The following is a 24,623-nucleotide window of genomic DNA, read 5'->3' as shown; positions in this document are numbered from 1 at the left end:
TCTATACCCAATAGCGTGAAACTTATGCTTTTATATTCCAGCTGGTGATAAAGGAAACCTATCACTTCCAATAAACAAATTAAGCTTTTCTTATTGTGCTTTTCGATTTAAAATTGGAAATATAATGAACTAGGAGTGTGTAGCATAATGAATTTCCAGTATAAATCAATCGATCATTTTCAATTAGCCTCTCCCAAGGGCAGCGAGGACATATCCAGAAAGTTTTATCATGGGATTCTAATGCTCCAGGAAATCGAAAAACCCGACACCTTAAAAGCAAACGGGGGAGTATGGTTTAAAGCCGGCCCTGTCAACATTCATATCGGAACGGAGGAATCTTTCATACCAGCCCGAAAGGCCCATCCAGCGCTTGAAGTAGAAAATCTCCCAGGCCTGAAACAGCACTTAATTCTTAGTGATATCTCATTTATAGAAGATGAACGGCTACCTGGTGCAAACCGAATTTTTGTAGCGGACCCTTTCGGAAATCGGCTAGAAATTTTGGAGTGGATATAAGCGAGTGCCTGGAGTGGAAATCCACGTCCAATTGAACATCCCATAAAAAAATAAAGACAAATTCGATTTTTATCGAGTTTGTCTTTATCCTGAAAAGCGGGTCCAATCTAATTGGACCCGCCTTTTGTTTAAAGCTGTTTCTTTTTCCATAAACCCAATAATAAAGCGGTGATGAGAGATCCAATTAATATGGCCAGCAAATAGAGGATAGGATGATTGACAAGAGGAATGACGAATATTCCTCCATGCGGTGCAGGCAGCGTCACGTTAAAGGCCATTGACAGCGCACCCGCAGTCGCTGCACCAATCACGCTGCTGACGATGACCCGCAATGGATCGGCTGCCGCAAAAGGGATGGCTCCTTCTGTTATGAATGAAGCGCCCATAAAGTAATTGGTAAAGCCTGATTTCCGTTCCGTTTCACTGAATTTGCTTTTAAAGAACGTTGTTGCCAAAGCAATTCCCAATGGCGGAACCATTCCACCAGCCATGACTGCAGCATGTGGTCCGAAGCTGGAAGCTTCAATAGCCGCTATGCCAAAAGTGAAGGCAGCTTTGTTAATCGGTCCGCCCATATCTACCGCCATCATCCCTCCAAGGATCAAGCCAAGGAATATGGCATTCGTACCTGACAATCCTTGGAGCCAATTGGTCAGGCCTTGGTTAATGGCCGTCACTGGTTCATTGATAAGGAAAATCATGATTAATCCGGTAATTAACATTCCAAATACAGGATATAGAAGTACAGGTTTTATTCCTTCGAGAGTATGCGGTAACTTGGAAAACAATTTCTTTAAAAGCAAGACAATATACCCAGCTAGGAAACCGGCAATTAGTCCGCCAAGAAAACCGGCATTAGCCTGAGCAGCCAAAAGGCCTCCAACCATACCAGGAGCAAAACCTGGTCGGTCGGCTATAGATGAAGCAATGAAACCGGCAAGGATAGGAACAAGCAAGAAGAAGGCACCATTTCCCCCGCCAATATCACTTAACGCTTTGGCAATGGGATTATACTGTGGGTTTGCCGGATCGGCTGCCTCGATTCCAAAAAAGAAAGAAAGCGCAATCAAGATCCCTCCACCCACTACAAATGGGAGCATATTACTTACCCCATTCATTAAGTGCTTGTAAATCCCCAGACCGCTATTGGGTTCTGCTTCGTCACTTTTATCTTTGCCAGATCCTTTGTAAACAGGCGCATCCTGTTCCATGGCTCTGGTCAACAGTTCTTCGGTCTTCCGAATTCCTTGGGCAACCGGAACGATGATCACATGCTTCCCATTGAAACGATCCATCTCGACCTGTTTATCAGCGGCAACGATGATCGCATCCGCCTCTTCAATTTCTGCAGCGGTCAAAGCGTTCTTGATGCCCGTCGACCCATTCGTTTCCACTTTGAAATCGATTCCCAATTCCTTTGCTTTCGTCTTGAGCGCATCAGCTGCCATATACGTATGAGCAATTCCAGTTGGACAAGCTGTAACGGCAAGGATTTTTCCTTTGTTATTTTCACTATCAACTTTGTTTAATTGCCCGTCTTCTCTTGCTTCCTCTTCCTCGGCTTCCCTTTCCTTTTGATTGATTATTTCTACCACTTCCTCACCAGAAGAAGCAGACATCAATTGAGCCCTGAATTTTTCATCCATCAGCAACGAAGAAAGCCGGGAAAGGGTTTCCAAGTGATCGGAATTCGCTCCTTCACTTGCTGCGATCATAAAGAAAAGATGAGCTGGCTGACCGTCAAGTGAGTCATAGTCGACACCATTAACCGTTTTGCCGAAACAGATGGCCGGTATCCTCACAGCACTTGTTTTAGCGTGTGGTATGGCTATCCCTTCACCAATCCCTGTCGTACTTTGTTCTTCACGTTTTAAGATGGCAGCTTTGAAAGCCTCCACATCGTTTAATCGGCCAGCTTCGGCTAATTTCCCTGATAGTTCGTCAATGACAGCTTGCTTTGAAACACTTTGAAGGTCGATAATGATAGTATCCAATTTTAACAAGTCCGTGATTTTCATAAAGTCAGCTCCCTGTTAGTTCGTTGAAATCGATTTGTGGCAATAATTCTTCAATTTTATCCAATGTACCAAGGTCGGATGAAAAGGCAGTCGCGCTTCCTGCCGCTAAACTGAAGCGAAAAGCAGCTAATAGATCACCGGTCTTTTCATAGGACCCGATGAACCCTGCCACCATGGAGTCACCGGCACCGACCGAGTTGATGACTTTTCCCTTTGGCACATTCGCCGTGTAGCACTTTCCTTCCGAGCAAAGCACGGCACCCGCTCCCGCCATGGAAACGATCACGTTTTGAGCCCCTTTTTCAATCAATTTAGTCCCATACTCAACGGCATCGGCAACCGTTTTTATTTCCGTGCCAAATAGTTCACCCAATTCATGATGATTGGGCTTTATTAGAAAAGGCCGATGCACAAGGACATTCAGTAATTCTTTTCCGCTCGTATCCACCACCACTTTAATGCCGTTAACGGAACAAGACTCTGCCATCGCTGCATATACTTCCGCAGGAATGCTTGAAGGGATGCTGCCTGACAAAATGAGAATATCGTTACTTTGCAGTTGCTCGATCTGACTGAATAGTTGTTGGTAATTCCCTTTTGAAATGGTAGGTCCCTGACTGTTTATTTCAGTCTCGACCCCCGTTTTTAATTTAATGTTAATTCTCGTATCTCCCGCAATCTCCGTAAAATCGGTAAAGATCTCTTCTTGCTTTAAAAATCGTTTTACGAACTCACCGGTTTGGCCCCCGATGAACCCCAGGGCCGTCGTATTATTTCCAAGCCTTTTAAGCACACGGGAAACGTTAATCCCTTTTCCCCCGGGGAATTTTGCATCATATCGAGTCCGATTCACCTTGCCTATATGAAAGTTTTCGACTTCAACCAAATAATCGATGGATGGATTGAGTGTCACTGTATAAATCATGAAATGGTCACAACCTTTACCTTTGGATTTTTTTGAAGTTGAGCAATAGCCTCTCTATCATTGCTATCCGTTATGATTATGGCATCGCTTACATCTGCTACCTTTGTAAACGTCGCCTCATTCAGCTTTGAGCTATCACAAAGCACGTACGTTTCATTTGAGAGATTGATTGCCAACTTCTTCAATAAGGCTTCTTCCGGATCAGGGGTTGTGAAACCCATCTCATGATGGATTCCATTCATTCCCAAGAAACATTTATCAAAACGGTATTCATTCAAAAATTGCCCCGCATTGCTTCCGATAACTGCATTTGTCGAGAATTTTATCGTACCGCCCACTAAAACGGTTTTGATTTCCAGCTCGATCAGCTTTGGAATATGCATGAGACCATTTGTCATGACCGTTACATTTTTCTCTTTTAAATAAGGAATCATTTCTGCCGTGGTCGTACCTGCATCAAGGTAAATGCAATCATTTTTCTCGATGAATGCTGACGCCCGCTTTGCTATCAGCTGCTTTTCAGCCGTTGCTTTATTTTGCTTTTCCATCGTGGTCGGTTCAAGGCCTTTTCTTTGAAGCAAGGAGGCTCCGCCATGCACACGTTTCAGAAGCTTCATTTCTTCCAGCTGCACTAAATCCCTCCGAATCGTCGACTCCGAGGCGTGTAGCTGATCTACAAGCTCCTGAAGCTTTACCGTTCCTTGTTTTTTTAGGATCGATATGATGAATTCGTGTCTTTCAGTCGTTAACAATCCTTCCACCTCACTTTAATATCATCATCATATAAGAAATAAGATAAATAATCAATCAAAAACATTTAAAATTATTCAAAATCATTCATTTTATTATAAATTTCATCCATAAACATTCATATTATTGAACCTTCCACTAGGCATGTATGCATTATCATTCACTTCACCTATGAAAATATGTATTATTCTTTCACACAAAAAAACCTCTGTCCTGATGACAGAGGTTTTTTTGCGGTGTGTACCATATGAAAGTTGATTTTCTACGCACCCGCTTTCCGCGGGCGGTCCGGGGGACTCATTGGCGCATTTGCGCCTGTAGAGTCTCCCTTGGACTCGTATTCCCGCAGGAGTCTCGCGCCTTCCGTTCCAATCAACTTTATATAATTTAATTTTTAATTATCCTTGAAGTAAAAGTTGTTCTGGATCTTCCAGCATATCTTTGATAGCCACTAAGAAACCAACAGCTTCTTTTCCGTCTACGATACGGTGATCGTAAGATAATGCAAGGTACATCATCGGTCTGTTTTCGATTTGATCTCCAACAGCGATTGGGCGAGTCTTAATTGTATGCATGCCCAAGATCCCAACTTGAGGGGCATTCAAGATCGGTGTAGATAATAGGGAACCGAAAGTACCGCCGTTTGTGATGGTGAAAGTACCACCAGATAAATCTGAGAGTCCTAGTTTATTGTTACGTGCTTTAACAGCCAAATCCGAAATGTTCTTTTCGATTTCAGCGAAGCTTTTGCGGTCAGCATCCCTTACGACAGGTACAACTAAACCTTCGTCAGTGGATACGGCTACACCGATATCATAAAAGTTCTTTTTCAGGATATGGTCGCCTTTGATTTCTGCATTCAATAACGGATATTTCTTCAAAGCGCCAATGACTGCTTTAGTGAAGAATGACATGAAGCCAAGTTTAACATCATTTGTTTTCACGAAAGAATCTTTATGGCGGCTGCGCAATTCCATCACTGCAGAAAGATCGACTTCATTAAAAGTTGTAAGCATGGCTGCTTCGGATTGTACTTGAACTAGACGCTTGGCAATGGTTTGGCGACGGCGAGTCATCTTAACCACTTCAATACGGTCATCATTCACTTCAACTGGTGCTGCGGCTTGTTTAGCTGCCGGCGCTGTATTTGTTGCTGCTGCAGGTGCTGCTGGAGCGGCTGGAGCCTTGGTTGCAGCTTCTACATCTTGTACACGCACACGGCCTAGCGGGTCGGCAACAGGCACTTGAGTCAAGTCAATTCCTTTTTCACGAGCCAATTTCCTTGCAGCTGGTGAAGCAATAACTTGTTGAGTGGCTGAAGCTTCTTTCGTTTCTGCTTTCGGAGCCTCTTTAGCAGGAGCGGCTTGTTCCTTTTTAGCTGGCTCGGCTTTAGATTCTTCTGCTTTTGGAGCCTCCGCTTTTGGAGTTGCTGCAGCTGATCCATTCTCATCGACGATGGCGATGGCTTGTCCAACTTGAACAGTGTCGCCTTCTTCTGCTAAATGTTCAGAAAGTGTACCCGTATAATCCGAAATGATTTCCACGTTTACTTTATCCGTTTCCAGTTCAAGGACATATTCTCCTTTTTCCACGTGGTCACCGGGTTGTTTTAACCATTGCGCAATAGATCCTTCAGAAATTGATTCTGCTAATTCAGGTACTTTTACTTCAGCCATTTTATTTCTCCCCCTCATTATTGCGTGTAATTGCTTGAGTCATAATCCGTTGTTGTTCATTTTTATGGACAAGTGGATCTCCCTCAGCCGGGCTTGATCTGCGCTTCCTTCCGATATATGTTACGGAAAGGTTACGAGGAGCCGCTGCATTAAGACGTGGTTCAACAAATGTCCAAGCCCCCATGTTCTTAGGTTCTTCTTGAGCCCAGAAGATTTCTTTAAGATTCGTATATTTTTTCAATGCTTCTTGAACCCCAGTGAACGGGAATGGGTAAATCTCTTCGATACTGATGATTTGCAGCCAATCCGTATTTTCTTCAGCTGCCGCTTTTTCACGAAGTTCAACCGCCAATTTACCAGTTGCGAAGACAATGCGTTCAACCGATTTAGGTTTTTTACCTAATGTCTTCGTTTCTACGAACGATTCAAACGAGCCTTCGCTGAATTCTGCAGCTGCAGAAGCCATCACTTGATTACGAAGCATGCTCTTCGGTGTCATGATAACAAGTGGGCGTACTTGCTCTGAATCCAAAATCTTAGCTTGTCTTCTAAGGATATGGAAGTATTGAGCTGCCGAACTTAAGTTGGCAACGGTCCAGTTATTCTCAGCCGCCAATTGAAGGAAACGTTCAAGGCGTGCACTTGAGTGCTCTGGTCCTTGTCCTTCATATCCGTGTGGAAGCAGCATGACGAGACCTGATTTTTGACCCCATTTCGCACGGCCTGCCGCGATGAATTGATCAAAAATGACTTGTGCCGTATTGGCAAAGTCTCCGAATTGGCCTTCCCATAGTACAAGTGTTTCAGGCGCGAATACATTATACCCATATTCATAAGCAAGAACTGCCGTTTCAGTAAGCGGGCTGTTATGAACCGCGAAAGAAGCTTTAGCCGTTTCAAGTGTGTGAAGTGGTGAATAAGTTTTTCCATTAACACTGTCATGTAACATGATGTTACGCTGTGCAAATGTTCCGCGCTCTGAATCTTGCCCTGTCAAACGAATTGGCGTACTGTCATTCAAAATCGTTGCAAATGCCAGCGTCTCGGCGTGAGCCCAATCAATTTTATTATCGGCAGCAAAGGAATCCAAGCGGCGTGATAAAATCTTCCCTAATTTTTTGTTAGGGGTGAATCCTTCTGGCCATTTAACAAGTTCTTCGTTAATGGAAACCAGTTCTTGTTTCGGAACTCCGGTTTCGATAATCGATAGCCCTTTTTCAATTATGCCTGGAGGGTTACACTCTTTAGAAGCTTCTGGTTTGTTTCCAGAAATTTTCGCATAGGCGTCGGCAAGTTTTGTATCCACTTGCTCAGCGATTGCTTTCACTTCTTCTTCCGTGAACTCACCAGAATGAATCAGCTTATTACCATAAAGGTCTTTTACTGTTTGATGCTTATGGATCAATGCATACATTTCTGGTTGAGTCACCAACGGCTCGTCCATTTCGTTATGGCCAAAACGTCTGTAACCAATTAAATCGATCAAGAAATCTTTTTTATATTTCTCGCGATATTGGTTGGCAAGATTCACTGCAGCCATACATGCTTCAGGATCATCTGCATTCACATGCACGATTGGCACTTCAAAGCCTTTTGCCAAATCACTGGCATACTTGGTTGAACGTGAATCTTCACTTTCGGTTGTAAAACCAATCATGTTATTGGCGATGATATGGATGGCGCCACCAACTTGATAACCGCGTAAACGGCTTAAGTTGAATGTTTCCGGTACAATCCCCTCACCCGGGAATGCTGCATCACCATGAATCAATATTGCAAGCGATTTGGAAATGTCCTGAACAGGGAATCCCTTTTCTGAACGGTCTTCTTGAGCCGCACGGGAATACCCTTCCACGATTGGACCGACTACTTCCAAGTGACTAGGGTTATTGGCAAGAGTAATCCTTGCTTTTTGTATGTTAGCTTTAGTAATTTGCTTATCCAAACCTAAATGGTACTTAACATCACCGGTCCATCCATTGTTAATGCCTGTCGAACCTTCGGAAGGTACCAAATCTTTATTAGGTGAATGCTGGAATTCAGAGAAAATGACTTCATACGGCTTTCCTAGAACGTGCGCAAGCACATTCAAGCGACCGCGGTGAGCCATGGCGATATTCACATTACCCGTGCCATTTTGAACCGTCTGTGAAATCATTTCATCTAAGATCGGTACTAGGATATCCAGTCCTTCTATAGAGAAACGTTTTTGCCCAACATAAGTGCGGTGAAGGAATTTTTCAAACCCTTCCACTTCATTCAATCGCTTAAGCAGCAATTCTTTTTTCTCTTTCGTCACTTCCGGGAACATGCCTCCGGATTCGACCATATCTGTAAGCCATTGCTTTTCTTCCAAGTCGTTAACATGGTGAAATTCAAAGGCTATCGTTTTTGTATAAAGTTGTTTTAAGTATTGTACGGCTTCGTATCCGTCTTTCACATCTTCAGGTGATTCTGGACAGATAAAGTCAGCCGGTATTTTCCTTAAATCATCAGCGGTTAACCCGTATTTTTCAAAGTGGATTTGTTCTGTATCCAGTGCTTCCTCTTTTAAAGGATAAATGTTTGCAGCAAGATGTCCGTAAGCACGGATGTTTTCTGCTAGCTTCACTGCAGACATAATTTTCTTCATTGGAAGAACTTCTCCAGTTTGTACAATTGGTGCACTTCCGATTGTCGTTTCTGCCGATACATCGAATGAAGGTGGACCTGATACTTCAAAAAAGTTTTTCAGTTCCGGATCTACTTCTTCCGGATTGGCTTGAAATAGATCGTATTGCTCCATGACATACCCAAGGTTTGGACCTGAAAAAGCTTTCCATGGGTCGTATGCCTTAGCATCCTTGATGGTCATTTTTGTAAACCCCCAAATTTCTCTCGTAGTTTTTTTCAATGCGTTTTATCCATCCCCAAATTTCTATCTTCTATCTTTTCGCCAAATATATGAATGATATTTAAATAATTTTGGTCAATGAATAATAAAATTTTAAAGGATAAAACGTTTTCAGATGTTATATTAACATGTTTTTGTCGAAATATCCAAAGGTTATGCCACTTTATACAACCTTTTTGCAACTATATTTCTGCTTAATTCGCCAATATACGCCTTTAATTGACTTTTTTGCTCATTTAAGTCTTTTTTCGCTAAAAAAAGAAATGCACATTTTAATATATTTGTATGTTGCGGGTATATTTAACTAGCCGGTTCAATCAAACTTCCAAGCTGTTAAACTCAAATTGCCATATTGAAAGGTTCTATGCAGCAAAGCCGCTTTTTTGCGATCATCTCCTGCACCCATGGCGATGATCAAGGGAATGATGTGCTCTTTGGTAGGTACTGCATCCATGCCATAAGGAGCGATTTGTTCATAATTGGACAAAGATTCCAAATCCCATTTCAATAATTTATCTTCAATCCAATTCTCAAAATTGATGGCCCACCCCTCTGCAACATTCATATCCTTCTGAATATGGGTGAAGTTATGGACGATTCCACCGCTTCCGATGATCAGGACATTTTCTTCTTTTAGTTTCCCCAATGCTTTACCGATTTCATATTGCTTGTTTAACGGAAGTTCTGGATTGATGGACAAAGATACGATCGGAATAGTGGCTTCTGGATACATGATGTGCAATAGCCCCCATGCCCCATGATCTAAGGGACGTCTATCATCAAGCTCGCCCCATACACCTATCCTCGACAGTAAAGTTAAAATGCGATCCGACAGCTCCAAACACCCTGGAGCAGGATATGTTATTGAAAATATTTCTTCAGAAAAACCAACAAAATCATAAATGACTTCATGCTTCCTTACTGCCGAAATCAATTGCTCTCCACTTTCCCAATGTGCAGACAAGATAATGATGGCAGCAGGCTTATTCATAGCTTTCATGTACTCTTTCAAAAAAGCAGTGTAGCTATTATCTTCCAAAGCCAATAACGGTGTTCCATGTGATAAAAACAATGATGGCATCATAGAAACGATAAATCCTTTCACAATGTGTAGTTTCTTAACCCCTACCTTAATTTACTATATATAGACGATGTGTTCATCAATTAAATTGACTATATATAGACGATGTGTTCATCAATTAAATTGTAATTTTGGGGTTGTCTCATCAATAGCATCAAAGGAATACCCTTCTTTCTTAAGATACTCGATAATGTCGGGCAATGCCTTCACGGTATTTTTCATACTATTAATATCATGCAATAAAATATTAACATGCTTTTGATCTTTCGTCCCTTTTCGTACGGAAGAAATAATTTGTTGTTCACTTATCGACGGACTGAAGCCATCCGTGGAATCGATATTCCAATCAACATAAATATACCCTTTTTCCGTTAATTGATGAAGAATTCCATTTATGATTGGTTTGGTTGCAACCTGATGCATGAGGCGATTATTCGACCCGCCTGGAAGGCGTACAATACGGCTCTTTATCCCAAACTCCTTTTGCAGCATGGTTTCAAGCTTATTCAAATCTTCTAAGAAGCTTTCAGGCGACCGGTAGACGATGGAATAATCATGTGTGTAGGAATGCAGGGCAATCGTATGTCCTTGTGATATTATTTCCTCATAACATTCCTTGGCATATGGTTCTTCATTTCCCTTCACAAAAAATGTTGCTTTAACGTGATAGCGGTTCAAAATTTTTAATATATCCATCGTATTCAATGATGGTCCATCATCGAAAGTCAAGTAGGCGATTTTCTGATTTTCTTTACTTTTTACAAGGGGCGCCATCTCTTCCGGGACAACGGCATGTACGTAACTCTTGCCCACATCTGTCACAACGAAAAATATAATGAAAGAACTCAACAGGGAAAGAACTAATTTGAACAGACTCTTCATCATTCGCTCTCCTTCCTTTTGACCATTAAGATGTACTAACGAAGATGTTTCATGCGCAAAAAAGCAGCGGTAAAAAATACCGCTGCCTTATCCATTGCATTTATCGATCGACATTGAAGTAACGAGCTTCCGGATGAGCAAAAACTATCGCAGAAACGGAGGCCTCAGGCTCCATCATGCATCCTTCAGTCAATTCGACACCAATATCTTGAGGTCGTAACAAGCGGAAAAGCTTCTCCTGATCTTCGAGATTGGGGCAAGCGGGATAACCAAATGAAAACCTCTGCCCCGTATATTTAGCTGCAAACCGCTCTTTCATCGACATCTCAATCGGATCGCTTATGCCTAAATCATCACGCATCAATTGGTGAATTCTTTCTGCAAAGCCTTCAGCCGTTTCAAGAGCAAGTGATTGCAGGGCATGATTTTTCAGGAAATCACCTTCAAGCTTTAGTTTTTCTGCCCATTTTCTTATTCCCTTACCGGCTGTCACAAGGAAAAACCCAACATAATCCATTTCCCCCGATGAGACGGGTTTGGCGAAATCCGCTAAACAAAGATGTGGATTCGTATCCTGTCGTGGAAAATCAAACGTTTCCAACACCTCTACCTGATTATCGGGGTTATAAACCAAGAGCCTGTCCCCATCACTTTGGGCAGGGAAGAATTGATAAATGGCATTCAACCCATAATTCGGTTCCGTTTTTAGGAATTCAATCAGTTCATCGACGAGATCATTCAGCTGCACTGCTTTTTCATTCCCTTGCTTAAGCAGCTCCGCTACCTTACCCTTTAGCCCCAAATGATGCCCAATCAGCATTTGCCGATTAATGTACGGCTGAATGACATCCAAGGGATAGTTTTTCAAAACGTGCCGCTTGATATCACGCGGCTTTTGAACAGGTGCGTGGCTTATAGGGGCAGCTTTCGATGGCTTTCGCACCGGCTTCTCCATTGTGGCAGCGATGGCGGCATTCGCTTTCGATACTTCCCGTTTCTCGACCAGCTCCTCCAAATACATCACTTTTTTATTCGTATCATGTAAAATATTCGTAACCGCCAACCCATCCATTGCATCCTTGGAATAAAGCACTGGGCCGCCATACTCTGGTGATATTTTAAAATCGGTGAATTTACGGGATAAGGCCGCCCCTCCAACCAAGATCGGGGTATCTATCCCCGCTTGTTTTAAATCTTGAGCCGTCAAGACCATTTGCTGTGCCGATTTAACAAGTAAACCTGATAGGCCTATGATCGTTGGCTCATGTTTTCGAACTTCTTCGATGATTTGCTGCGGCGCAACCTTAATACCAAGATCAATGACTTCATAGCCATTATTTGAAAGGATGATATCCACTAGGTTCTTGCCGATATCATGCACATCCCCCTTGACAGTAGCCAAAAGGATCTTCCCTTTCTTTGCGCTGTCTTCGGCGTTCTCCATTAATGGCTCAAGATGGGACACTGCCGCCTTCATCGCCTCGGCGCTTTGAAGCACTTCTGCGACGATAAGCTGATTGTCGTTGAATAATCGGCCTACTTCACTCATTCCAGCCATCAATGGCCCATTGATGATTTCCAGTGGAGCATCGCCGCGCTCAATGGCCTTATTTAAGTCTTCAATTAAGCCTTCCTTCGTTCCTTCAATGATATAGTTCCCCAAACGCTCGTTCAATGGCAAGATAATGCCGTCATCTTTCTTCTCCGCCTTTTTACCACGATAAAATTCAGTAAAGATCGCCAAGGTTTCACTGGATGTCTCGAATAGGAGTGCCTCAGCCAATTTCACTTCATCTTCAGGTATCAAGGCAAAGCGTTCAAGCTTTTCCGTATTTACAATCGCATAATCGAGTCCTGCCTTTGTACAATGGTAAAGAAAAACGGCATTCAGGATTTCCCTTCCCCGGGCTGGCAGACCGAATGAAACATTCGAAATCCCGAGTATCGTTAAGCATTCCGGAAACTTATCTTTAATAGCCTTAATGCCTTTCACCGTTTCCAATGCCGAGCCGATGTATTGTTCATCTCCTGTACCGACAGGAAATACGAGCGGATCAAAAATGATATCACTTTTGTTCAGTCCATATTTATTAACAAGCAAATCGACAGAACGGGTGGCCACTTCGATTTTCCGTTCAGCATCGACGGCCATTCCAATTTCGTCGATGGTCCCGACGACGACGGCTGCACCATATTGATGGATAAATGGTACGATTTTTTCAAAGCGTTCTTCTCCATCTTCCAGGTTTATGGAATTAATGATCGATTTTCCTTGTGAATGCTTCAATGCTTGCTCAAGGACCGCTTCATCCGTCGTATCGATGACCAATGGTACCTTCACCTTTTTAACGACCTCTTCCACGAACTCTTTCATATCCCCAAGCTCATCCCCATCTGGGTCTGCGAGACAAATATCAATTACATGTGCACCTTTTTTCACTTGGGCACGTGCAATTTCGGCTGCTGGCTCGTAATGCTTTCCACGGATCAGCTCCTTGAATTTCCGCGATCCGATAACATTCGTTCTCTCACCTACAAATAATGGACGCATGGAATCATCATAAATGAGCGGCTCTATCCCTGATACGGCATGACCATGTGCAGATTCAGTCGTTACACGCGGCTGCAAGCCATTAAGGACCTTAGAAAGCTCTCTTATGTGCTCGGGTGTAGTACCGCAGCAACCGCCTATGATATTGACCCAGCCCTTTTCGGCAAATTGCTTCATTTTTTCTGCAAGTGAAGCCGGTGACTCATGATAGTGTCCCTCCTCATCCGGTAGCCCGGCATTCGGGTAACAACTGATGGCACTGTTTGAAATCTCTGCAAGTGTCCGGATATGATCGATCATGAATTCCGGACCTGTTGCACAATTCAGGCCGACTGCAACAGGCTTCATATGCTCGACCGATAAATAGAAAGCCTCTATCGACTGGCCGGCAAGTGTGGTGCCCATCGGTTCGATCGTACCAGAAATCATGACAGGGACTTCTTTGCCGGTTTTGGCAAAGGCGCCTTTAATCCCGGAAAAGGCAGCCTTGACATTAAGCATATCCTGACACGTTTCCACCAGTAGAAGGTCCACCCCTCCGTCCAAGAGGCCGAGTGCCTGCTCCTCATAAGAATCGGTCAAAATATCGAAGGTCGTTCCCCCTGTAACGGATAATGTTTTTGTCGTGGGTCCCATCGAGCCTGCTACATATCTTGGCCAGCTGTCGTTTGAATATTTTTCACAAGCTTGGACGGCAAGCTCTGCGGAAATTTTATTAAGCTTGTAAGCAAGCGTACTTATTTGATATTCCTCAAGCACGATACTAGTCGCCCCAAAAGTATTCGTCTCAATGATATCGGCACCTGCTGCCAAGTAGGTTTCATGGATCGATTGGATAAGCTCCGGTTGTGTCAGTGATAAATATTCATTGCAGCCCTCGAACTGTTCACCGCCAAAATCCGCTTCTGTCAAATTCTCTGCCTGAAGCATGGTGCCCATCGCCCCATCAAGTAGGAGGATTTTGACATTTAACTGTTCTTGTATCGCTTTTTTATTCATGAACTGCCACCTCTGATGTTGGTATACTATCGACTTTTCTTATATGTTTCGTAAGTTCCGCTGTCATTTCAAAACGAAGGAAAGGAGTAATTAAATAAATCCCCTTGAATTTATCTCTTGCTGCGTCCACTAGCTCCCGCGCGATGGATACACCTTCTAATCTTGCCTTTACAGGGTCATTCCCTGCTAAAGCCATTGCCCTTCTAACATTGTCAGGCAATTTAATGCCTGGGATTTCATTATGGATGAATTCGGCATTACGAGTGCTTGTTAACGGCATGATACCGATGAAGATCGGCGTTTCCAAATGTTTGGTCGCTTCATGGACCTCTTCAATCTGTTCGACTGAATAAATGGGCTGTGTCAAAAAGGATTGAGCACCACAGGCAATTTTCTTTTCCATACGCTGCACCGCTTTATCCAAGTACTTCACATTGGGATTAAACGCGGCGGCAATCTTGAAATTTGCCCGTTGACCCAAACTTTGACCTGAATAGGAAAGGCCTTCATTAAATTGTTTGACCATGCTTATCAAGTCAAAGGAGGATAAATCATAAACCGAAGTGGCACCAGGGAAGTCCCCGATCTTAGAGGGGTCTCCGGTGATGATCAATATCTCGTTCAGCCCCACAGTTTGTAAGCCCATTAAATGGGACTGCAGGCCAATCAAATTCCGGTCACGGCATGTTATATGCACCATTGGCTTTATATTCAATTGGTTTTTCAGTATATTAGCCAGGGCATCATTCGATATCCTTGGTGAAGCAAGTGAATTATCCGCTAATGTTATGGAATCGACTCCTGCATTTTTCAAAACCTCCGCACCAGCCATGAAAGTTTCTATCCCCAACTTTTTCGGAGGATCAAGTTCAACAAGAATCGTCCTTTCCGTTTTGGCTTTTTCGTAAAGCGGAACTTCCCACTCCCTATCATTCACTTCAATAATTTCTATCTGACGAGATTTCGTGAATTTTTCTTTTACAGGTACCAGATTTCCAATCGCATCCTTTACAGCTTGAATATGCAACGGAGTCGTTCCACAGCATCCGCCTATGATCGTAGCACCTTGCTTGCGTAAGTCGAGGGCACTCGAGCCGAAGTATTCAGGCACCGCTTTGTAAACGAGCCTGCCGTCGACATAATCCGGGAGGCTGGCATTGGGATATATGGCAATCGAAGCATGCTTTGGCAGGTTCACTTCTTCCAAGGAACGAATCATATGGTGTGGGCCAAGTCGACAATTCACTCCAACGACATCAGCGCCTAATTGCTCAAGTTTTTGAAATGCTTCGTTCAAATGGATTCCATTTTGAAGATTGCCCAATTCATGCATCGAAACATTGGCGATGATGGGCAGTTCCGTTTCTTTTTTCACGATTTGCAGCACGGTTTCCAGTTCTTCGAGGTCATAAAATGTTTCCAGAAGAATCCCATCCGGGTTTTCCATCAGCAAGCTGTATAGCTGTTCACGAAAGCCCCGCTTTATTTCCTCGATGCTTAAATCCGATTTTCTTATACTCCGCTGCGCACCGATAGTACCGAAGACAAATGCTCTGCCTTTTGCCGCTTTTTTTGCAAGGATGACTCCCTGGCGATTGATCCTGCTAACTTCTTCTTCTAGGCCATGCCGCTTCAACTTGTTGAAGTTGGCTCCGTACGTATTGGATTGTAGAATATCTGCGCCTGCCTCCAAATAGGCCCGGTGGATCGATTCGATTTGATCTGGATTCGTACAGTTTAATTCCTCATAACATTGATCGATACCATGGGAATACAATAAAGTCCCCATTGCCCCTTCACCAACCAGCATTCTTTCTTTCAATTCTTTACGAAAATCCATCATTACACCCTCTCTCAAAAACAATCCTGTTTTTGTCGTTTTTTATGAGTATGAGAGAAAAGGAAAAAAACCTTCTCAAAGAAGAAGGTTTTTTGAAACATTCTCCTCATCTATCAAGCTCCGCTTGCTGGATTTAGCACCTTTGCCTAAGCTGGTTGCTGAGGTTTCTTCGGGCCAGTCCCTCCACCTCTCTCGATAAGATCGATATAAAATTTTCTTAACATTTCAACATTTAATTATATTTAAATTTACATTAATACTCTGTCAATTTCAATACCTTAATCATCATTTTTATACTTTTCTAATAATTCTTTCAATCTTTTGCAGCTTGAACACGCTTTATAACCCGTTGTTTCCAGTCGTCCGCAAGGTAATCCAAGGCAAGTAGGGCATAAGCTCCTTCCAACCCATCCCTTCCATGAAGGATCACCTCTGTCGCGTATCGTACTGAGATTTTTTGTTGCAAGCGTTCGAGTAAAACGATTTCATCTTGGCTCTTTATCGTTCCCTCTTGGATGACACGAGCAAAATAACCAGTCAAACCCGTTTTCATGACTGCTTTCAGTAAACGTGTCTCGCGGTTAAAATGGGAGATAGTCGAACATGGAATCCTGCCTTGGTTAATTTGAACGATTGCATCGCCTATTTGATAGATATCCCCTATATATGTAGTATCTTCGGTCATCCCCGCCACTGTTATATTTTCACCAAACGCAGGAATATCCAGCTGTATTGGGAATTTCTCTTCCCATAAAGCGTAATGTTCATAGGGATAAAAGCAGACAACACGATCAGGACCTCCATGAAACGTTTCATTGCCTACCCCATCACCCATTATCCCCGATTTTGTTACGGTCACTGTATCCATCGCTTGTTTATTCATGGCGGAAAAAATGTTAACATCCGCGAATGTCTCTTGTTTTGGCTTACCGACTTGAAGTGAAACTATTTTCTTGTTTACCATGCTTACCACTTCCACTCCTTATTTCATACATAACTTCCTTATATGATTAAATTATACTAAAAACCCATTTCATTCTATAGTAATTTAGAATAATATACCAAATACAAGAAATAGAAAAAGGACTTCCACCTTAAAATTGGCTGAAATATCATGTTATTCCAAATAAAATCATCCGTTAGTTTTCGTAATTTTGTTGCTATTTCAGAATTAAATATGGTAGAATATGAACACAATATATAGTCGAAAACTACAACGGTTCGCCTATATGTTGATTTCACGTTTGAATTCCTCATTGTCGCTCTTTTGGGAGCGATTTTTTTTTGCCCTGCAAATTATTTCCGCTTAAAATTAAAATACACACTAAAAGCCAAGCGACGCATTTCTACTCTGCTTGGCTTTTAGTGTGTATTATGCTTGTTTCTTTTTTTTCGGTGCCGCCTTCTTACGGGTGGTTGTTTTCTTTTCCGGTTCTTCATGTTTCGTTCGGTCAATGGAAGCTTGCAACGCCTCCATTAAATCGGTTACATTGTTTGCGACCGGTTCCGTTGTTTTGGCGGTAATAGCCTTCTGTCCCGTTTTCTTTGATTCAATCAGCTCAAGTAACGCGGTTCGATAATCATCCGTGTATTTAGTTGGTTCGAACGTCGACGTTAATTGATCAATTAACAGCACGGCTGTATCAATTTCTTTTTTTACGATCGTATCATTTGCAGGGATGTTCGGAACATCCGTCGCAGAGCGGACTTCATCTGGATAATGAATCGTTTCCATCACGAGGGTATTACCTACGACCCGAATGACTGCCATTTGTTCTTTTGAGCGGATGATGATTTTCGCGATCCCTACCTTATTGGATTCCTTAAGCGCTTGTCGTAAAAGAGAATACGCCTTTATTCCTCCGTCATTGGGGGACATATAATAACTGCGGTTAAAATAGATTGGATCTATTTCCTCTATTTTCACGAAATCGACGATTTCCACAGCTTTTTCTTCATTTTGTTTTTTTAGCTGTTCTAGTTCATTTTCCTCCAAAACGACAAACTTTCCTTTTGTATATTCAAAAGCGCGGACAATATCATCTTTACCCACTTCTTTCTGGCAGACCGGACAAACTTTTTCATATTTGATTGGTGAATGACATTCCTTATGCAGCGTCCGTAACGATATATCCTTATCTTCCGTTGCCGCATGAAGTTTAATTGGGATGTTCACCAAACCGAATGATATGCTCCCCTTCCACATTGTATGCATATGGGTCACCTCATAACTTATTTTTAAATAGAGAACACTATTATTATTCCCCTTTGTATAGAAAAAACCGAATAAAAATTTGCCAACTCTAACCCTTTGTTTTTTTGGCAAAATAATGTTAATCATTTATTTGCGGAAGGTGTTATTCAAAATGAAACCGATGCTGCCAACTTATTATCCAGAAGCGCCCGACTCCAACGATTGGCGTTATGAAGTCAAGTATGACGGCTTTAGAGCCATTTTAACGATTGACTCCGATTCGATTAGCATGAAGAGTCGAAATGAAAAAGAACTATCCCCTTTATTTCCGGAAGTCATTGCCTTCATTAAAGAAAAGGGTCTTGAAGCGTATCTTCCGTTACAGTTGGATGGAGAATTGGTCTGGTTGACCAATCAAGCAAAAGCAGATTTTGTTCAAATCCAGTGGCGTGGCCGTCTTCGGAACCAATCATTAATTACTGAAAATGCTTATCATTCCCCCTGCAGGTTTATCGCGTTTGATCTACTTCGTATCAGAGGAAAGGATGTCAGTGGTCAATCCATGAAAGATCGCAGGGATTTGATGGTGAAGATGGGGGAGAAAACCGGCCTCCCTATGCCTCCTGACCCTCGGAGTAAAGCTTTAGTACAAATAATCGAGAGCTTCGATTGTTTGGATATGGCACTAAACAAGGTAACCCTATTAGATGGCGAGGGCGTAGTTGCGAAGGAAAAACGAGGAACTTGGCAAGAAGGGAAGCGAACCACCGCTTGGATTAAGGTTAAGAACTGGAAGACCCTTTCCTGTTTCATCACGGCATTGCATAAAGAAAACGGCTACGTTTCCCTTGGAGTATTCAAGGAAGGCACAGTAACGAAAGTCGGCAGTGTCAAAAATGGTCTGAGTGCCCAAAATAAAAAAATCTTATATGACCTGATCAAGCAAAATGCCTCAGGAGAGAACGCACAGTTTTTTTTTATTCACCCTTCCATTTGCATTGAAGTTCAATACTTACACGTTTATGAGGAAAATGAATTGCGTGAACCCCAGTTCTCCCAATGGCTATTGCAAATGGCTCCAACAGATTGCACGTGGGAGAAATTCATAATGAGTCAGTATACCTTTCCTGAGACCGTCCAAATAACCTCCCGAGATAAACCCTTATGGATAACGGCTGGAAAAAGCCTGATTAAAGTAGAATACCTTCATTATTTACGTGAGGTATCCGCTTTCTTCTTGCCTTTCTTAAAGAATAAACTGTTGACGACGATCAGGTATCCTCATGGCACTATGGATCAAGATAGGTTTTTCCAGAAGAACAAACCTGATTATGCGCCGGATTTCATTAAAACGTTTAAGGAAGAGGATATTGAGTATATCCTTTGTAACGATGTTGAAACGCTTCTATGGTTTGGCAACCAACTGGCATTGGAATTTCATGCCCCATTTCAACAAGCGGGAAAAACCAAACCGGATGAAATCGTCTTGGACTTGGATCCCCCTTCAATCGAATACTTTTCACTTGCGATAAAAGCAGCACAAGAAATAAAAAAGGTAATGGACTCATTGAAGATTCATGCTTTTGTGAAAACGTCAGGCAACAAAGGGCTGCAAATTCACATCCCGCTGCCTGTAGACCAATTCACTTATCAAGACACACGGATTTTCACAGATTTTCTCGGTCATTACTTAACAAGTTCTCACCCCAATGATTTTACAATGGAAAGATTGAAAGTGAATCGGCATAATCGCCTTTACTTGGACTTTATTCAGCACAGTGAAGGAAAAACCATCATAGTACCTTATTCCCCACGAGGGAATGATTTCGCCGGTGTGGCTACACCTTTATTTTGGGAGGAAGTGAACGAAGACCTCCAGTTAAAGGACTTTACGATTGATACCGTTCCAAACCGGATTAAAAGAAATGGCTGTGCATTCATGCAATATCGCCACGTCAATAATGGCCCTGCGTTTCATGATGTACTGTCCTTTCTCAAGCAAAATAAAAAATTACATTAGCGTTTTACTCGCGAATTTGGCATTACGAGCGGCCTCTCTACTGGAGTGGCGCTCTCTCATGAATTTCGGGCGTTACTTCGCTAGTCATCCGCTTGATAAGCTGCTTGTTTAAGATCGACCGCTTCAAAAAAAGGGGCGGAATCAATTGATTCCGCCCCTTTTTTGTCTACTCTTTATAATGCCGTTTGCAAATAGCTTTGTACTTCATCTTGCAGTTTGGCATATAAGCTTGTTTCTTCTTCGAATTCGTGTTTTTCCAGTATTTCGAATTGTTCAGGATGATTTTTGTCTATTTCAAGCGTTACTTTGAATTCATAGGTTGCGTTCCCGATTAAGTCAATGGAATAGGTTAGATTTTCTTGATCATGATGGACGACGCATTTAACTTTTCCGCCGTTATTGTATACGGAAATTTCTTGCTCCAAGTCATTCAATCCGACAGAGCAGGTTACTAGGCTAGAAGCCGACATCGCGGTTCCACAAGCATTCGTGAAACCTACACCCCGTTCAAAGGTCCGTACATAAATGCTGCCTGGTTCCAGTGGTTTCACAAAACTGACATTGACGCCATCTGGGAAAAGCTCATTCGGTCGATTGACCTTCGCGGAAAGGTCCGCTTGAAGGTCGCTTTTTAAGATTGCCGCATCGACGAGGGTAATTAAATGCGGATTAGGAACCGCCAATGCCGAAAACAATAGGGAATGATGAAGCTGCGGCAATGTCTCGTTTTGCAACGTTTCTTTTTCAATGATGAGTGGTAGGTCCTTCACATTAAAGCTGACGGGGGATATCTCTACCTTGAACGTTGGAATCCCCTTATAAATATCCTCCGTTTTTTCAACGAGTAAATTTGCTTTCATCGTTTCGACGATCAGTTTGTCGAGTCCAAGAACATCATGTGCATACCTTGCCACACAGCGGAGTCCATTTCCGCACATGGATGCTTCCGATCCATCTGCATTAAAAACACGCATCCGGCAATCAGCATGTTCACTTTTCATCACAAACAAAATACCGTCCGCTCCAAGCCTTCCCCTATTGCAGAGTGCCTTCGCCATATTTTCTCTTTCTAGTTCAGTAAACGTCAAGTTCGTGGTCAATTCATCAAGTATTAAGAAATCATTACCTGAGCCATGGCTTTTTAATCCTTCAATAATCATCCTGTCACATCCTTAAAAATATACATGTCATTTATCATTTTTTTCAATATTCTATATCATAGCATCTTCAGAATAGTTATGTCATCGCGTAAAGTTAATAAATCCAATTTTTTAACGATGCGAAAAAGAGCCGCTGGTAGGGGAAATCCCCCATACCAACCGCTCTTCCTAAAGTATTAATCGATTAAACCGATGATGAAATAGACGATAAACAAAGCTGCACTCACATACATCGGGGTTGAAACTTCTCTCGCTTTTCCGGTAACAAGCTTCAAGAATGGATAGAGAATGAAACCGAATGCCATTCCATCAGCAATACTGTACGTGAATGGAATGATCGTAATGATCATGATGGCAGGTACACTCTCGGTAAGATCGCTGAAATCCAATCTTTTGATGTTTCCTAGCATCAACATGCCAATTATGATTAATATCGGCGCGATGGCGCTATCCGGAATCACTTTTATCACGGGGATAAATAGCAATGAAAGGATGAAAAGCAAGCCTGTCACAATTGAGGTAAACCCGGTCCTGCCTCCAGAAGCAATTCCAGCAGCCGTTTCAACTGTCGCAACCGTAGGACTTGAACCGAAAATACCTGATAACAGAACGGAAACACTCGTCGCCTTCAACGACTTTTTATAGGAATCCTGGCGGTTGATACTGTCTACATGTCCGTGTACGAGTCCGATATTTTCAAAGACAAGAACCATCGTCATCGCAAAGACACTTATCCAAAATTCGATTCGGTCCGCTTGCATGAACGATAATGAAAAGAAAAGATCGCCATATGAAGCTGTGTCCATACCTGAAAAATGGATATCCGATAGTTGAACCGTCCCGCACAAGTACGCAATAAGACTGCCTGCCAGGATCGTGATCATGAAATTACCCGGGACATTCTTGATGAATAGCGTAATGGCCAGTAAAAAGGTCAGCACCGTCGCACATACGGCCGGATTGCTTAAATCTCCCAGTGCGATGATGGAGGTTGAACCTTCCGTGATAATACCGCCCTTTTCGAGTCCAATCAGCATCAAGAATAAGCCCAAGCCAACAGATATGGCTTCTTTCAGTGAACTTGGTATCGAATCACTAATTATCCTGGAGTATTTAGTAAAGGCAATGATTACAAAAATGACTCCCGAAATAAATACAGCACCGAGCGCCGATTGCCAGGATAAACCCATCCCTTGGACCATCGTATAAGCAAATAGTGCATTCACGCCCATGCCTGGAACGAGTAGGATTGGGACATTCGCCCAAATTCCTATCATGATGCAGCTAACGGCGGATAAAAGAATGGTGGCAATGACTGCACCATTAATCGGTATGCCCGCTTCCGATAAAATCAGGGAATTCACGATGAGGATATAAACTATCGTAAAATAACCGACAACTCCGGCAAGAATTTCTCGTTTTCCATTCGTCCCATAGTTGGAAAAATGAAAAAGGGCTTCCAAGTTTAGTTTCTTCATGTTGTATCCTTATTAAATTATCCCTCGCCCACCCGTTTGTTTAAGTGACAAACTACACTTGGCGATTTTAACAAAAATACTGGCAAAAATAAATAGAATTGTTAAAAGTAAAAGAAAACTGCCGGAATTAAATCCGGCATTACAAGTTAACTTATTTTTGTACCTCTGCATATCCGTCGACTACCAATTCTAGCTTTCCTGTATTAGGGGAAATGATGAGTCCATGTACAGGAATATTTTTAGGGATCAAAGGATGGCCTTTTATTACTTCCACGCTGTTTTTACAACTTTCATAAACATCATCAAACCCGCGAAGCCAGCTGCGGATATCGATTCCTGCAGCTCCGAGTGTATCGATGGTGTTCTTAGGAATATCACGTTCGACCATCTTTTCAACTACAGAATCTGCGTCGACAGAGGCCATCCCACAGTCATGGTGAGGTATGACCAATACTTCATCGGCCTTCAGCTCATAAATCGCAATCAAGATACTCCGCATCACACTTCCAAATGGGTGGGAAACGATTGCCCCTGCAGTCTTCAATATTTTTACATCGCCATTTTTGACATTCATCGATTTTGGCAACAGCTCAACGAGCCTTGTGTCCATGCAACTTATGATGACCATTCGTTTCTCGGGAAATTTATCAGTTTTATACTTAACATATTCCCCTTTTTCTACAAACTGCTCATTATAATCCAGAATCTCATTAAGTAAACTCATATGTACCACCCTTTTTGATGTAATTATTTCTCTATGATTATATCAAATAATCATTAGATTTACTAAAGAGTATCGTTTTAGTCAATTTGAATGGTGATTTAAGGTGGCGGCACAGAACCCGAGGATGATGAATCTAGGTATTTCCTCAACATGAGCTGAAAAGGTAAGGATAGGTGTATTTGCCTTAAATCGTCTTCCCCACTCGAAAGGCATCCACCCTTGTTGGTAGGAAACGATTTTTTCCCCATCATTAGTCGCAATTTCAAATGAAGTTAAACTTCCCGGCGTATGAACGGGCATCCATTCCATCCCATCCTCCTTGTAAATCATTCCCTCGATTTTCACGAAGGTTCTTTTTTCTTGATAGGAACCGATGAGGCCTCCATCTTCATTCATAATTGACATATTATTGAATAGCCCCATTTTGATATGATACTTCGCAAGTAGACGCCCCTCATGATCGACTAATTCATATCGCTTGGGCAAAAGCATCGATAAGAAATTAGGTATCATCCACATGAACCACCTCATATTCCTATCCCGGACTTCCCCCATAAGCGAACCATCCGACGCAAAGAGAAGCAGCCGCAATGTCGGTGCTGGCAGGAACTTCAGCAATATATGTTCAGCATCCAACAAATCGGCATTCGTCCCAAATAGATCATCGGGCAATTCCTTGATTCGACTTTCATATATTCGATGGATGATATATTGGGCAATGCTAAAAAAAATGAAAGGAGCCGTAATCAATAAAATAGGGCCAGGTATCATATTAATCACATGGCCAATGAAAAAAACAACGGCCAAACCAAGAGATATCCAGGAAGCATGAAAATTGGAATTGCTCGTTTTTTGATAGTATTCACGTATATTCATAATCTATTCTGCTTCTCACTCCTTACAATGAAAGCTCCAT

General features: G+C 42.4%; 17 protein-coding genes and 1 riboswitch. Of the genes, 2 read left to right on the top strand and 15 right to left on the bottom strand.

All coding sequences use genetic code 11. The features are described 5' to 3' along the window. The first annotated feature begins 147 nt into the window (after nt 1-147). Nucleotides 148-516 carry a VOC family protein gene (locus tag ASU00_RS07365; protein WP_057912810.1) on the top strand — a complete coding sequence of 123 codons (369 nt, stop codon included), beginning with the start codon at nt 148-150 and terminating at the stop codon, nt 514-516. A gap of 128 nt (nt 517-644) precedes the next feature. On the opposite strand, the gene ASU00_RS07360 is transcribed toward ASU00_RS07365, so the two are convergent. The 11 genes from ASU00_RS07360 to ku all read right to left on the bottom strand — a co-directional run bounded on the left by ASU00_RS07360 (nt 645) and on the right by ku (nt 18,346). After that, complete coding sequence (locus ASU00_RS07360) at nt 645-2,534, bottom strand: PTS fructose transporter subunit IIABC (protein WP_057912809.1); 1,890 nt, start codon at nt 2,532-2,534, stop codon at nt 645-647. Between the two features lie 4 nt (nt 2,535-2,538). Continuing rightward, nucleotides 2,539-3,459 carry a 1-phosphofructokinase gene (gene pfkB / locus ASU00_RS07355; protein WP_057912808.1) on the bottom strand — a complete coding sequence of 307 codons (921 nt, stop codon included), beginning with the start codon at nt 3,457-3,459 and terminating at the stop codon, nt 2,539-2,541. Continuing rightward, on the bottom strand, nt 3,456-4,211 hold the full coding sequence (locus tag ASU00_RS07350; RefSeq protein WP_057912807.1) for a DeoR/GlpR family DNA-binding transcription regulator: 756 nt from the start codon (nt 4,209-4,211) through the stop codon (nt 3,456-3,458). The genes pfkB and ASU00_RS07350 overlap by 4 nt, the downstream gene beginning before the upstream one ends. A gap of 396 nt (nt 4,212-4,607) precedes the next feature. Further along, nucleotides 4,608-5,885 (bottom strand): 2-oxoglutarate dehydrogenase complex dihydrolipoyllysine-residue succinyltransferase, encoded by a 1,278-nt coding sequence (gene odhB / locus ASU00_RS07345; RefSeq protein WP_057912806.1) that lies wholly within the window; start codon nt 5,883-5,885, stop codon nt 4,608-4,610. A 1-nt stretch (nt 5,886) separates the two neighbouring features. Then, nucleotides 5,887-8,739 (bottom strand): 2-oxoglutarate dehydrogenase E1 component, encoded by a 2,853-nt coding sequence (locus tag ASU00_RS07340; protein WP_057912805.1) that lies wholly within the window; start codon nt 8,737-8,739, stop codon nt 5,887-5,889. Nucleotides 8,740-9,091: 352 nt separating this feature from the next. Then, entirely contained in the window at nt 9,092-9,862 is a 771-nt protein-coding gene (locus ASU00_RS07330) for a dioxygenase family protein (RefSeq protein WP_057912999.1), read from the bottom strand. 111 nt (nt 9,863-9,973) lie between these two features. Further along, entirely contained in the window at nt 9,974-10,741 is a 768-nt protein-coding gene (locus ASU00_RS07325) for a polysaccharide deacetylase family protein (RefSeq protein ID WP_057912803.1), read from the bottom strand. A gap of 100 nt (nt 10,742-10,841) precedes the next feature. Further along, a complete protein-coding gene (gene metH / locus ASU00_RS07320; protein WP_057912802.1) occupies nt 10,842-14,291 on the bottom strand; it encodes a methionine synthase in 3,450 nt (1,149 codons plus the stop codon). Next, nucleotides 14,284-16,131 carry a bifunctional homocysteine S-methyltransferase/methylenetetrahydrofolate reductase gene (locus ASU00_RS07315; RefSeq protein WP_057912801.1) on the bottom strand — a complete coding sequence of 616 codons (1,848 nt, stop codon included), beginning with the start codon at nt 16,129-16,131 and terminating at the stop codon, nt 14,284-14,286. The genes metH and ASU00_RS07315 overlap by 8 nt, the downstream gene beginning before the upstream one ends. A gap of 103 nt (nt 16,132-16,234) precedes the next feature. After that, nucleotides 16,235-16,333: riboswitch (SAM riboswitch) on the bottom strand. A 111-nt stretch (nt 16,334-16,444) separates the two neighbouring features. Then, nucleotides 16,445-17,095, bottom strand: coding sequence for an MOSC domain-containing protein (locus ASU00_RS07310; protein ID WP_057912800.1), 651 nt, complete (start codon nt 17,093-17,095; stop codon nt 16,445-16,447). Between the two features lie 408 nt (nt 17,096-17,503). Then, nucleotides 17,504-18,346: a non-homologous end joining protein Ku gene (gene ku / locus ASU00_RS07305; protein ID WP_057912799.1), complete on the bottom strand. Its 843-nt coding sequence runs from the start codon at nt 18,344-18,346 to the stop codon at nt 17,504-17,506. A 151-nt stretch (nt 18,347-18,497) separates the two neighbouring features. Here ku and ASU00_RS07300 point away from each other — a divergent pair, with 151 nt between their 5' ends. Then, nucleotides 18,498-20,345 (top strand): DNA ligase D, encoded by a 1,848-nt coding sequence (locus tag ASU00_RS07300; protein ID WP_057912798.1) that lies wholly within the window; start codon nt 18,498-18,500, stop codon nt 20,343-20,345. 173 nt (nt 20,346-20,518) lie between these two features. On the opposite strand, the gene dapF is transcribed toward ASU00_RS07300, so the two are convergent. From dapF to ASU00_RS07280, 4 genes are all read right to left on the bottom strand, one after another. Further along, nucleotides 20,519-21,505 carry a diaminopimelate epimerase gene (gene dapF, locus ASU00_RS07295; protein WP_057912797.1) on the bottom strand — a complete coding sequence of 329 codons (987 nt, stop codon included), beginning with the start codon at nt 21,503-21,505 and terminating at the stop codon, nt 20,519-20,521. A gap of 176 nt (nt 21,506-21,681) precedes the next feature. After that, nucleotides 21,682-22,983, bottom strand: a complete 1,302-nt coding sequence (locus tag ASU00_RS07290; RefSeq protein WP_057912796.1) for an NCS2 family permease — start codon at nt 22,981-22,983, stop codon at nt 21,682-21,684. Nucleotides 22,984-23,134: 151 nt separating this feature from the next. After that, nucleotides 23,135-23,707 carry a beta-class carbonic anhydrase gene (locus ASU00_RS07285; RefSeq protein ID WP_057912795.1) on the bottom strand — a complete coding sequence of 191 codons (573 nt, stop codon included), beginning with the start codon at nt 23,705-23,707 and terminating at the stop codon, nt 23,135-23,137. Nucleotides 23,708-23,788: 81 nt separating this feature from the next. Beyond that, nucleotides 23,789-24,583: a hypothetical protein gene (locus ASU00_RS07280; RefSeq protein ID WP_057912794.1), complete on the bottom strand. Its 795-nt coding sequence runs from the start codon at nt 24,581-24,583 to the stop codon at nt 23,789-23,791. Nucleotides 24,584-24,623: the final 40 nt, after the last annotated feature.

This window comes from Peribacillus muralis, assembly GCF_001439925.1.
GTDB lineage: Bacteria > Bacillota > Bacilli > Bacillales > DSM-1321 > Peribacillus > Peribacillus muralis.
The sequence above is the reverse complement of the archived record's forward strand: the minus strand, read 5'-3'. Positions and strand labels throughout refer to the sequence as shown.